General features: G+C 63.6%; 12 protein-coding genes. 10 read left to right on the plus strand and 2 right to left on the minus strand.

Features of this window, described 5'->3' with window-relative positions:
- Positions 1 to 1,017: xylulokinase (gene xylB / locus EN879_RS10835; protein ID WP_127274049.1), on the plus strand; the 1,017-nt coding region annotated here is incomplete at its 5' end.
- A 32-nt stretch (positions 1,018 to 1,049) separates the two neighbouring features.
- Here the strand turns inward: xylB and EN879_RS10840 are convergent.
- Positions 1,050 to 1,412, minus strand: a complete 363-nt coding sequence (locus EN879_RS10840; protein WP_063169801.1) for a nuclear transport factor 2 family protein — start codon at positions 1,410 to 1,412, stop codon at positions 1,050 to 1,052.
- Positions 1,413 to 1,524: 112 nt separating this feature from the next.
- Between EN879_RS10840 and xylA the strand changes: the two genes are divergently transcribed.
- From xylA to EN879_RS10855, 3 genes are all read left to right on the plus strand, one after another.
- Positions 1,525 to 2,850, plus strand: coding sequence for a xylose isomerase (xylA, locus tag EN879_RS10845; protein ID WP_027161006.1), 1,326 nt, complete (start codon positions 1,525 to 1,527; stop codon positions 2,848 to 2,850).
- A gap of 236 nt (positions 2,851 to 3,086) precedes the next feature.
- Positions 3,087 to 3,563 (plus strand): N-acetyltransferase, encoded by a 477-nt coding sequence (locus tag EN879_RS10850; protein ID WP_063169800.1) that lies wholly within the window; start codon positions 3,087 to 3,089, stop codon positions 3,561 to 3,563.
- Between the two features lie 260 nt (positions 3,564 to 3,823).
- Positions 3,824 to 4,033 (plus strand): hypothetical protein, encoded by a 210-nt coding sequence (locus EN879_RS10855; protein ID WP_013528291.1) that lies wholly within the window; start codon positions 3,824 to 3,826, stop codon positions 4,031 to 4,033.
- A gap of 11 nt (positions 4,034 to 4,044) precedes the next feature.
- On the opposite strand, the gene EN879_RS10860 is transcribed toward EN879_RS10855, so the two are convergent.
- Complete coding sequence (locus tag EN879_RS10860; RefSeq protein WP_024501969.1) at positions 4,045 to 5,025, minus strand: GlxA family transcriptional regulator; 981 nt, start codon at positions 5,023 to 5,025, stop codon at positions 4,045 to 4,047.
- A 77-nt stretch (positions 5,026 to 5,102) separates the two neighbouring features.
- Between EN879_RS10860 and EN879_RS10865 the strand changes: the two genes are divergently transcribed.
- From EN879_RS10865 to EN879_RS10890, 6 genes are all read left to right on the plus strand, one after another.
- Positions 5,103 to 6,020 (plus strand): 3-keto-5-aminohexanoate cleavage protein, encoded by a 918-nt coding sequence (locus EN879_RS10865; protein WP_013528293.1) that lies wholly within the window; start codon positions 5,103 to 5,105, stop codon positions 6,018 to 6,020.
- 21 nt (positions 6,021 to 6,041) lie between these two features.
- Entirely contained in the window at positions 6,042 to 6,671 is a 630-nt protein-coding gene (locus tag EN879_RS10870; RefSeq protein WP_063169799.1) for an HD domain-containing protein, read from the plus strand.
- Positions 6,668 to 7,771 (plus strand): carnitine 3-dehydrogenase, encoded by a 1,104-nt coding sequence (locus EN879_RS10875; RefSeq protein ID WP_024501970.1) that lies wholly within the window; start codon positions 6,668 to 6,670, stop codon positions 7,769 to 7,771. The genes EN879_RS10870 and EN879_RS10875 overlap by 4 nt, the downstream gene beginning before the upstream one ends.
- A 4-nt stretch (positions 7,772 to 7,775) precedes the next feature.
- The gene (locus EN879_RS10880) at positions 7,776 to 8,939 is read left to right on the plus strand and encodes an acyl-CoA dehydrogenase (RefSeq protein WP_063169798.1); all 1,164 of its coding nucleotides are present in this window, start codon (positions 7,776 to 7,778) and stop codon (positions 8,937 to 8,939) included.
- A 3-nt stretch (positions 8,940 to 8,942) separates the two neighbouring features.
- A complete protein-coding gene (locus tag EN879_RS10885; protein ID WP_063169797.1) occupies positions 8,943 to 11,021 on the plus strand; it encodes an acetate--CoA ligase family protein in 2,079 nt (692 codons plus the stop codon).
- Positions 11,014 to 11,372 (plus strand): enoyl-CoA hydratase-related protein (locus EN879_RS10890; RefSeq protein WP_206520932.1); only part of this gene is annotated, 359 nt, incomplete at its 3' end. The genes EN879_RS10885 and EN879_RS10890, both read left to right, overlap by 8 nt.

The following is an 11,372-nucleotide window of genomic DNA, read 5'->3' on the forward strand; positions in this document are numbered from 1 at the left end:
GTCGCAAAAGTGCTGCTGCCCAAGGATTTCCTGCGGCTCTGGCTTTCGGGCGAGCACATTTCGGAAATGTCGGATTCTGCCGGCACGTCCTGGCTCGATGTCGGCAAGCGGCGCTGGAGTGCGGATTTGCTCGCGGCGACATCGCTCGATGAAAAGCAGATGCCGTCGCTGGTCGAGGGTACGCAGAAGGCAGGCGCATTGCGCAGCGAATTGGCATCGAAGTGGGGCGTCCAGGCCGGCATTCCGATCGCCGGTGGCGCCGGCGACAACGCGGCCTCGGCCTGCGGCATGGGCACGGTTGGCGCCGGCCACGCTTTTGTTTCGCTCGGCACGTCGGGTGTGCTGTTTGCCGCCAACGCTTCCTACCTGCCCAACCCGGCTAGCGCGGTTCACACCTTCTGCCACGCGCTTCCGAACACCTGGCACCAGATGGGGGTCATCCTGTCGGCAACCGATTCGCTCAACTGGCTGTCGGAAATCACCGGGAAGAGCGCCGGCGAGTTGACCACTGAGCTCGGCGACACATTGAAGGCGCCGAGCGGCGTGTCCTTCCTGCCATACCTCTCGGGTGAGCGCACGCCCTACAATGATTCCGCCATTCGCGGCGCGTTCACCGGACTGGCGCATCAATCGAGCCGTGCCGTGCTGACCCAGGCCGTGCTGGAGGGTGTAGCCTTTGCCTTTCGCGACAGCCTCGAAGCGCTGGCCACGGCCGGCACAGCCTTGACGCGGGTGACGGCGATCGGCGGCGGTTCGCGCTCACGCTACTGGTTGAAGGCGATTGCCACCGCGCTTCAACTGCCTGTCGACATTCCTGCCGACGGCGACTTCGGCGCCGCCTTTGGTGCCGCGCGGCTCGGCCTGATCGCGGCGACGGGTGCCGATCCGCTCGAAATCTGTACGGCCCCGAGGACGGACGCAACTATCGAACCGGATGCGGCGCTCGGCGGCGCCTATGCCGATGCCTATCAGCGCTACCGGGCGCTTTATCCGGCAATCAGGGTCGCCACGGCGTGAGCGATCTTTCGCCCACGCCGCGGCTGTCCGGCTCACTGCGCCGGCACCTTGTCGAGAAAACCGGTGACGCTCTTGAGGCGGCCGTTCTCGATGATTCCGATGTCGGTACCTTCGATCACCGAAGGCGTCCCCTCAGGTCCGAGATTCCACGAGAAGCGGATCTTGTCGGCAAAACCGTCCGGCGTACCCTTCAGCGAGAACCGGAAACCGGCAAAGCGCTGCTGCACGCCGTCGATCAGAGCCGCGACGCCTTCATGGCCATCACCCTGCATGAGCGGATCGCGGTAGCTGACGTCTTCCGTGAAGGTCGCCTTGAGCAATTCGGCCCGGCGGCCGGCATCGCTTTCGTTCCAGGCGGTGATGTAGTTTTCAGCGATCTTGGTGAGGTCGGTCATGGTCTGTCTCCTTCGTTTGGTGGCTTTGACATGACCCTTTTCAACCAGCGCCGGCGTGAAACCAATTACGCCTGAGGTAATGGCGTCAGAACTTTGTGAGAGGACAGAAATCATGAGCAGTGGATTTTTCGGCGACATCCAGAAGATCAAATATGAAGGGCCGGATTCGACCAATCCGCTGGCCTATAGGTTCTACAATCCCGATGAGGTCGTCGCCGGCAAGCGGCTGGAAGATCATCTGCGCTTCGCCGTTGCCTACTGGCACTCCTTTGCCTGGCCGGGTGGCGATCCGTTCGGCGGCCAGACTTTCGACCGGCCGTGGTTTCCCAAGGCCGGCGGCGTCGACACGATGGAGCTGGCAAAACTGAAAGCAGACGTCGCCTTCGAGATGTTCTCGTTGCTCGGCGCGCCCTACTTCTGCTTCCACGACGCCGATGTACGGCCGGAAGGCAAGGATTTTTCCGAGAGTGCGGCGCGCCTCGATGAGATCGCCGACTACTTCGCGGGCAAGATGAAGCAGACCGGCGTCAAGCTGCTTTGGGGCACCGCCAATCTGTTCTCCAACCGCCGCTTCATGTCGGGCGCGGCCACCAATCCCGATCCGGATGTCTTTGCCTATGCGGCGGCGACGGTAAAAAGCTGTATCGACGTCACCAAGCGGTTGAAGGGCGAAAACTACGTGCTGTGGGGCGGGCGCGAAGGCTATGAGACCCTGCTCAACACCGACCTTGCGCGCGAGCAGGAACAGGCCGGCCGGTTCCTCAGCATGGTCGTCGACTACAAGCACAAGATCGGCTTCAAGGGCACGATCCTGATCGAGCCGAAGCCGCAGGAGCCAACCAAGCATCAGTACGATTACGATGTCGCCACGGTCTACGGCTTCCTCAAGCGCTTCGGGCTGGAGAAGGAGGTCAAGGTCAATATCGAGCAGGGCCACGCCATCCTGGCCGGCCATTCCTTCGAGCACGAACTGGCTCTGGCCAATGCGCTCGGCATTTTCGGTTCGATCGATATGAACCGCAACGACTACCAGTCGGGCTGGGACACCGACCAGTTCCCCAACAACGTGCCGGAAATGGCACTGGCCTACTACCAAGTCCTGCAGGCTGGCGGCTTCAAGACCGGCGGCACCAATTTCGACGCCAAGCTGCGCCGCCAGTCGCTCGATCCGCAGGACCTGCTGATCGGCCATATCGGCGGCATGGACTCTTGCGCTCGCGGCCTGAAAGCCGCGGCGCGCATGGTCGAGGACAAGGCACTGTCGGCGCCGCTGGCCGAACGCTATGCCGGCTGGAACACGGCCGAGGGCAAGGCGATGCTTGCCGGCAAGCGCACGCTTGAGGATATCGCCGAGCGTGTCGTCAAGAAGAAGATCGAGCCGCAGCCGAGGTCCGGCCGCCAGGAACTGCTGGAAAACATCGTCAACCGCTACGTGTAGGGCGAGCGCCGCTTCATCTTTGGACCGACATCCGGCGCCACTGGCTGAAAGCCGCCGCCATCGCCATCTGCTAGTCAGCCCACTTCGCGACAAGCTGCCGAGGATCGCACAGATCTTCGGCAGCCTGCGTGGGACCAGGACGCTACACGTGTCACCGAAAGAGGGCCCGTGCGGCGGCATGTCGTCGTCCCAAACCGCTGTGCACTTTGGGCGACATGCATTGGCAGGAGACGGAAATGGCAGAGGATCGAATCATCGTGCGCCCTGCGCAGGCGAGCGATATTCCGGCGCTGAAGCAGGTGCTGCAGGAAACCTTCGAAGGCACCTGGCTGCCGAACATCACCGAAGCAGCCGCGCAACGCTATGTCGAGACGGATATTGGCGGGCGCTATGTCGACCAGAGCTGGCCTGAATTCGCCATTGCCGAGATCGATGGCGAGGTCGCCGGCTTGATCCATTGGCGCGCGGATTTCATCGAGGCCCTGCACGTGATGGCATCCCGTCAAGGCCAAGGTGTCGGCCGCAAGCTGCTTTCCCATGCCGAACAGGCGGTCAGTGCGGCCGGATTGGCGCAGGCGCGGCTGGAGACCGACACGTTCAACCTGCCCGCACAAGCACTCTACAAAGCGGTCGGCTATATCGAGAAAAGCCGCTATCCCGATGACGAATGGGACAGTGGCTTCACCACGGTGCTGTTCGAAAAGCGGCTTTGAGCAATTCCAGGAAAAGTGGGTACCGGTTTCCCCGGGAAAAGCGTACAGCGCTTTGCCTTGGGAATTGCGCAATCCAACAATAGATTTCTCGTTGACCTGACCTGCCTGGGCGCAGGAACAGCTTTGCGCATGGCCCGGTCCAGCGACATGGTTTTGCCCTTCGACGCCCTTCAATGACCTCGCTCTTGCCTTCAAACTGCCGTCACGAATCTCGTATAAGAGTGGCTCGTGGCGGGAGAGGAAGAAGGAGGCGAACCGATATGCAGAACGAACGTGAAATCGACGCCCTGCTCTCACCTGGCGAGGCTGGATCGATCATCGACCGGCTGATGGCAATGCCGCATCCGAAGGACGGCACGCGCCGCTCGAACGAATGGGATCGCGCTGTGGCCAGCCGTTTCGAGACCCATCTTGCCAAGCAAATGCGCTCGCAGATCGACGGCGGCAGCGACCGTCAGAACGCTGCCTGATTCTATCATAGTCAGCCCCGGCGCAGCCTGACCGGCGCTTCGCCGAAAGCCCTTGAAAACGCTCTTGAAAACGCCGCGGCGGATGAGAATCCGGTCCGCCCGGCAATATCGGCCATGGCGATCCTTGTATCGACCACCAGCCGGCGCGCGGCGCCCAGGCGCAGCCTGAGATAATAGGCGCCCGGTGTCTCGCCGATCGATTTGCGAAAGATGCTCTCCAGCGTCCGTGCCGTCACGCCGGCGCGCTTGGCCACCGCTTCAATGGTCAGCGGCTGGTCGACATGCGCTTCCATCAGCCGGATCGCTTGCGCCAGCCGCGGATCATAGCCATCGAGCCGGCCGAGCGAGACCAGCGGCTGTGCGTCGGTGGCGGCGCGCGCCTGGTCGTAGATGAAGACGCTGGCGACATCGAGCGCGACGGCCATGCCGAGCCTCGTGCGGATGAGATGCAGCATCAGGTCGAAGGTCGGCGACGCGCCGCCCGAGGTGAACACCGGCCCGTCGATAACATAGCGGTCAGGGCGGACATCGACGCCGGGGAATGCCGAGGAAAAATCCTCCATGTCCTCCCAGTGGGTGGTGGCGCTGCGTCCTTCCAGCAGGCCGGCGCGCGCCACCAGCCAGGTGCCGGCTTCGACACCGCCGCAAGCGCGTGCTGTCCGTGCGGCCCGGCGCAGGCCGGACAACAGAGCCGAGGTTGCATAGTTCTGGGTGCCGAAGCCGGCGACGACGACAAGAACGTCGGTCGACTCGCCCGCATCGAAGCGGCCGCCGACCGCCACCGGCAGGCCGCAAGTGGTGACTGGAGCCTCGCCGGTCACCGAGACCAGCTTGAAATCGAACAGGGTCTCGCCGGAGATGCGGTTGGCCGCGCGCAGTGGATCGACGGCGGATGCGACGCACATGATCGACGAACCGGAAAATACCAGCAGCGTCACCCTAAGCGGCGAGCGCTCGGCGCGAAAGATCGTTGGTTTTTCGCTTTTCGTCATGGAAGCTTCGTAAAACGCAAAACAGTTTCCGGCAAGTCGGGCATTGTTGAGGTCTATTTCTTTCGGAGGAGAGTTCCATGCCGCTTGCGATGAACCGTGAGGTCTTCATTACCTGTGCCGTGACCGGGTCCGGCGGGTCGCAGGACCGCAGCCCGCATGTGCCGCGCTCGCCCAAGCAGATCGCGGATTCCGCCATCGATGCGGCCAAGGCGGGCGCCGCCATCGTGCATTGCCATGTGCGCGATCCCGAGACCGGTAGGCCGAGGCGCGACGTACATCTCTACCGCGAAGTGACCGAGCGCATCCGCGCGGCAGAAGTCGACGTCATCCTGAACCTGACCGCCGGCATGGGCGGCGACATGGTGTTCGGATCGCCGGAAGCGCCGCTGCCGCTCAACGAAAAAGGCACCGACATGGGCGGTGCCACCAACCGCATGGAACATGTGCGCCAATGCCTGCCGGAAATCTGCACACTCGACTGCGGCACCATGAATTTCGCCGAGGCCGACTATGTCATGACCAACACGCCCGGCATGCTGCGCGCCATGGGCGGCATGATGACGGCGCTCGGCGTCAAGCCGGAGATCGAGGCTTTCGACACCGGCCATCTGTGGTTCGCCAAGCAACTGGTCGAGGAAAAGGTGCTCAACCCGGATGCGCTGGTGCAGCTTTGCATGGGCGTGCCGTGGGGTGCGCCTGATGATCTCAACACCTTCATGGCCATGGTCAACAATGTGCCGTCGACCTGGAACTGGTCGGCCTTCGCCATCGGCCGCAACCAGATGGCTTATGCCGCGGCGGCGGTGCTGGCCGGCGGCAATGTCCGCGTCGGGCTGGAGGACAATCTGTGGCTCGACAAGGGCGTGCTGGCCACCAATGCACAGCTGGTCGAGCGCGCCGCCAGCATCGTCACCAATCTCGGCGCCAGAATCCTTGGACCGGAAGAGGTACGGCAGAAGCTCAACCTCACCAAGCGGGCGCCGATCGCGGCATAATTATTCGTCGGGAGGGTCGGCATGACTACCGTAAAATTCACCGCGATGAAGGATGGCGACCGGGACGACTACGAGTTCCTGACCGCGCATGAAATCGACTATGCGGCCAGGACCGGCGAGCGGCTGCTCGACGCGCTGGTGCAGCTCGACGCGGGTCTTTCCGGCTACAAGATCACCCGGCTCGGCCATTCGCTGCAGGCAGCGACACGTGCCTGGCGCGACGGCGCAGACACCGACTGGATCGCTTGCGCGCTGCTGCACGACATCGGCGACATCTATGCGCCTTACAATCACGACGAATATGCCGCTTCGATCCTGAAACCTTTCGTGCGCGAGCAATGCACTTGGGTGGTGGAAAAGCATGGCGACTTCCAGCGGCTCTATTATGCCCATCATCTCGGCGGCAACCGCCACGCCCGCGACCGCTTTGCCGGCCATGCTTATTTCGACGATTGCGACCAGTTTTGCGAACGCTGGGACCAGCCCAGCTTCGACCCCGACTATGACACGCTGTCGATGGAATTCTTCCGGCCCTTCGTGCTCGAAGTCTTTGCCCGCAAGGCCTACGATCCCTCGGTGATCCGAGCCGGCGAGCGCGTGCCCCTCATCGATCCCGCAACCGCCGCGACAAGAACCGGAGCTTCAGCATGAGCATCATCAACAAGGCAGCCGCCATCGGTGGCGGTGTGATCGGCGCCGGCTGGGTGGCGCGCCTGCTGCTCAACGGCATCGACGTGTCGATCTTCGATCCCGATCCCGAGGCGTCGCGCAAGGTCGGCGAAGTGATGAAGGGCGCGCGCCGCGCCTACAAGCAGATGGTGCCCGGCGGCCTGCCGAAAGAGGGCAAGCTGACCTTCGCCAAGACCATCGCCGAAGCGGTCGCCGATGCCGATTTCATCCAGGAGAGCGTGCCGGAGCGGCTCGACCTGAAACACCGCGTGCTGGCCGAGATCGACGCTCACGCGCCGGCCAACGCGATTGTCGGCTCCTCGACTTCCGGTATCAAGCCGACCGACATGCAGGTGGCGATGAAGAAGCATCCGGAGCGGCTGGTCGTCGGCCATCCGTTCAACCCGGTCTATCTCCTGCCGCTGGTGGAGATCGTCGGTGGCGAGCAGACCTTCCCCGAGGCGATCGAGGTCGCCAAGGAGATGTATGCCTCGATCGGCATGAAGCCTGTCGTCATCCGCAAGGAGATCGAGGCCTTCGTCGGTGACCGCCTGCTCGAAGCGGCATGGCGCGAGGCGCTGTGGCTGATCAAGGACGGCATCTGCACGGTCGAGGAACTCGACGACATCATGCGCTACGGCTTCGGCCTGCGCTGGGCGCAGATGGGCATGTTCCAGGTCTATCGCGTCGCCGGCGGCGAGGCCGGCATGCGCCACTTCATGGCGCAGTTCGGGCCGTGCCTGAAATGGCCATGGACCAAGCTGATGGACGTGCCTGAGTTCAACGACGAACTGGTCGACCTGATCGCCACGCAGTCGGACGAACAGGCGCATGGGCTGTCGATCCGCGAGCTGGAAAAGATCCGCGACGACAATCTGGTCGCCATCATGGATGCGCTGTCGAAACAAAACAAAGGCAAGGGCTGGGGCGCCGGCGCGCTGCATAAGGACTATACCAGGCAGCTGGCCAAGCTGGCGGCGAAGAAGCCCATGGCCTCCAAGGCGGCCGAGAAGGCCAAAGCCTTGAAACCGGTCAAGAAAGCCGAAAAGCCGAAGAAAAAGACCGGCAAGAAGAAAGGCTGAGAGCATGGATTTCGGGCTGTCGGAGGAACAGAAGCTCATCGTCGAGACGACGCGCGCGTTCGTCGAGAACGAGCTTTACCCGCATGAGCGCGAGGTCGAGCGCACCGGCGTGCTGCGCCGCGACCTGATCGAGGAGATCAAGGTAAAGGCGATCGAGGCCGGGCTCTATGCCGCCAACATGCCGGCCGATGTCGGCGGAGCGGGCCTCGATACGGTGACCTGGCTGCTCTACGAGAAGGAACTCGGCCGCGCCAATTACGCGCTGCACTGGACCTGCGTGTCGCGCCCCTCCAACATCCTCCTGGCCGGCACGCCCGAGCAGCGCGAGAAATATCTGTTCCCCTGCATCCGTGGTGAGAAATGGGACTGCCTGGCCATGACCGAGCCGGGCGCCGGCTCCGATTTGCGTGGCATGAAGGCAACCGCCGTGCAGGACGGTGACGACTGGGTGCTGAACGGCACCAAGCATTTTATCTCCCACGCCGACCTCGCCGACTTTGCCATCGTTTTCATGGCCTCAGGCGAAGAGGATTCGCCGCGCGGCAAACGCAAGAAGATCACCGCCTTCTTCGTCGATAAGGGCACCAAAGGCTTCACCGTCCGTGACGGCTACCGCAACGTCTCGCATCGCGGCTACACCAACGCCATCCTCGAATTCGACGATTGCCGGCTTCCCGCCGCCCAGGTGTTGGGCGAAGTCCATAAGGGGTTCGACGTCGCCAATTCCTGGCTCGGCGCCACCCGGCTGCAGGTCGGCGCCACCTGCCTCGGCCGCGCCGAGCGTGCGCTTGGCCATGCCGTCGAATACGCCGCGCAACGCCAGCAGTTCGGCCAGCAGATCGGCAAGTTCCAGGGCGTATCGTTCAAGCTTGCCGACATGGCGACCGAACTCAAGGCCGCCGACCTGATGGTGTTCGAAGCCGGCTGGAAGTACGATCAGGGCACCGTCACCGACCAGGACATGGCCATGGCCAAGCTGAAGGCCACCGAAATGCTCGCATACGTTGCCGATGAAGCGATCCAGATCCATGGCGGCATGGGGCTGATGGACGATCTGCCGCTGGAGCGCATCTGGCGCGACGCGCGCGTCGAGCGCATCTGGGAAGGCACATCCGAGATCCAGCGCCACATCATTTCAAGGGCGCTGCTGCGCCCGTTCGGGGCATAACATATGCATAAACTGGAGCGTCTCCTGCGGCCTAAATCGATCGCCGTCTTCGGCGGTGCGCAGGCTGCAGCCGTCGTCGCGCAATCGATCAAGATGGGTTTTGCCGGCGAGATCTGGCCGGTGCATCCGACCAAGGACGAGGTTGCCGGTCGCAAGGCCTATCGTTCGGTGGCTGACCTGCCCGGCGCGCCGGATGCTGCCTTTGTCGGCGTCAACCGGCATTTGACCATCGAGGTGATCAAGGCGCTGGCCGAACGCGGCGCCGGCGGCGCCGTCTGCTTTGCCGCCGGCTTCCTCGAAACCGAGGCCTATGACGATGATGGCGAGCGGCTGCAGGCCGAGCTGGTCGCGGCGGCGGGCCAGATGCCGATCATCGGGCCGAATTGCTACGGCCTGATCAATTATGCCGACGGCGCGCTGCTGTGGCCCGACCAGCATGGCGGCATAAGACTGGCCGAGGGCGGCAAGGGCGTCGCCATCATCACCCAGTCCTCCAACATCGCCATCAACATGACCATGCAGAAGCGCGGCCTGCCGATCGCCTTCCTGATGACCGCCGGCAACCAGGCGCAGACCGGCCTGTCCGAAATGGCGCTCGGCCTGATCGAGGATGAGCGGGTCACGTCGCTCGGCCTGCACATCGAGGCCTTCGATTCGGTAGCCGGCTTCGAACGGCTGGCGGCACGAGCCCGCGAGCTGAAGAAGCCGATCATCGCCATGAAGGTCGGCCGTTCCGAACAGGCCAGGCAAGCGACTGTCTCGCATACCGCGTCGCTCGCCGGCTCGGACGCGGCCTCGGGTGCGTTCCTGCGGCGGCTCGGCATTGCGCGCGTCGATTCGATCCCTGCCTTCATCGAGGCGCTGAAGCTGCTGCACATCACCGGACCTTTGCCCGGCTATAGGCTGTCGTCGATGAGCTGCTCCGGCGGCGAGGCCTCCGTCATGGCCGACAGCGCCGAAGGCCGCTGGGTCAATTTCCCTGTGCTGACCGACAGCCACCGCGCCCATGTCAAATCGACGCTCGGGCCGCTGGTCGCGGTCGCCAATCCCTTGGACTATCACACCTTCATCTGGAACAACGAGCCGGCGATGACCGCCACCTTCACCGCCATGGTGTCGGGCGGTTTCGACCTCAACATGCTGGTGCTCGATTTTCCGCGACCCGACCGCTGCTCGGTCACCGACTGGTGGGCGACGTTGCGCGCTTTCGAATCGGCGCTCAAGACCAACAAGGCGCATGGTGCGATCGTCTCCTCGCTGCCGGAGAACCTGCCGGAGGAATACACCGCCGAACTGATGGCGCGCGGCATGGTGCCGTTGTTCGGCATTTCGGAAGCGATGGATGCAGCCGGCGCAGCAGCCTTCATCGGCTGGGCTTGGGCTGAACCGCAGGCGCAGCCGATCGACACGTCGGCCTCCGGCGCCTCTGGCGGGGACCACGTCACGCCCGACGAAGCCGAGGCGAAGTCACGGCTGATCAAAGCCGGCCTGCCGGTGCCGAAGGGCGAGCGCGCCGCCAATGCCGTCGAAGCGGTGATTTCGTCCATGGCGCTCGGCTTTCCCGTCGCGTTGAAGGCGCTCGGCGTCACCCACAAATCCGAAGTTGGCGCTGTCAGGCTCAATCTCAGGGATGCCGAATCCGTCAGCACCGCAGCGCATAACCTGTTGCCGCTCGGCACCGGGCTCTATGTCGAGCGCATGGTGCGCGACGGTGTTGCCGAACTCATCGTCGGCTTCACCCGCGATCCGATGTTCGGCGCGGTGATGACGCTCGGCACTGGTGGCGTGCTGGTCGAGCTGTTGCGCGACAGCGTCACGCTGATGCTGCCGGCGACCCGCGACGATATCGAGGCGGCGCTGCGCGGCCTGAAACTGTTCCCGTTGCTCGAAGGCTATCGCGGCCGGCCGAAGGCCGATGTCGCGGCTGCCATCGATGCTATCTCTGGCATTGCCGCCTTCGTGCAGCAGAATGCCGGTGAGATCGAAGAACTCGACATCAACCCGCTGATCGTCTGTGCAGAGGGCAAGGGCGCCTGGATCGCCGACGCGCTGCTGGTGCTGGGAGAGAACAAGAATGTCTGACGTCATTTCGACCCGCCGCGAGGGCACCATCCTCGAAGTCACCCTCGACCGGCCCAAGGCCAACGCCATCGACCTGAAGACCTCGCGGCTGATGGGCGAGACCTTCAAGGCGTTCCGAGACGATCCGGAATTGCGCGTCGCCATCGTCAAGACCGCTGGCGACAAGTTCTTCTGCGCGGGCTGGGACCTCAAAGCAGCTGCCGGCGGCGATGCGGTCGACGGCGACTATGGCGTCGGCGGCTTTGCCGGCCTGCAGGAGCTGCGCGACCTCAACAAGCCGATCATCGCGTGCGTCAACGGCATGGCGGTCGGCGGCGGCTTCGAGCTGGCGCTGTCCTGCGACCTCATCTA

Source organism: Mesorhizobium sp. M7A.F.Ca.AU.002.02.1.1 (assembly GCF_003998535.1).
Lineage (GTDB): Bacteria > Pseudomonadota > Alphaproteobacteria > Rhizobiales > Rhizobiaceae > Mesorhizobium > Mesorhizobium ciceri.

Excerpts from the sequence above, each read along its gene's own strand:
- EN879_RS10865 (WP_013528293.1), top strand. The coding sequence starts at position 5,103 with ATGCCGCTTGCGATGAACCGTGAGGTCTTCATTACCTGTGCCGTGACC.
- EN879_RS10860 (WP_024501969.1), bottom strand. The coding sequence starts at position 5,025 with ATGACGAAAAGCGAAAAACCAACGATCTTTCGCGCCGAGCGCTCGCCG.
- EN879_RS10875 (WP_024501970.1), top strand. The coding sequence starts at position 6,668 with ATGAGCATCATCAACAAGGCAGCCGCCATCGGTGGCGGTGTGATCGGC.
- EN879_RS10885 (WP_063169797.1), top strand. The coding sequence starts at position 8,943 with ATGCATAAACTGGAGCGTCTCCTGCGGCCTAAATCGATCGCCGTCTTC.
- EN879_RS10870 (WP_063169799.1), top strand. The coding sequence starts at position 6,042 with ATGACTACCGTAAAATTCACCGCGATGAAGGATGGCGACCGGGACGAC.
- EN879_RS10880 (WP_063169798.1), top strand. The coding sequence starts at position 7,776 with ATGGATTTCGGGCTGTCGGAGGAACAGAAGCTCATCGTCGAGACGACG.
- EN879_RS10840 (WP_063169801.1), bottom strand. The coding sequence starts at position 1,412 with ATGACCGACCTCACCAAGATCGCTGAAAACTACATCACCGCCTGGAAC.
- EN879_RS10850 (WP_063169800.1), top strand. The coding sequence starts at position 3,087 with ATGGCAGAGGATCGAATCATCGTGCGCCCTGCGCAGGCGAGCGATATT.
- EN879_RS10855 (WP_013528291.1), top strand. The coding sequence starts at position 3,824 with ATGCAGAACGAACGTGAAATCGACGCCCTGCTCTCACCTGGCGAGGCT.
- xylA (WP_027161006.1), top strand. The coding sequence starts at position 1,525 with ATGAGCAGTGGATTTTTCGGCGACATCCAGAAGATCAAATATGAAGGG.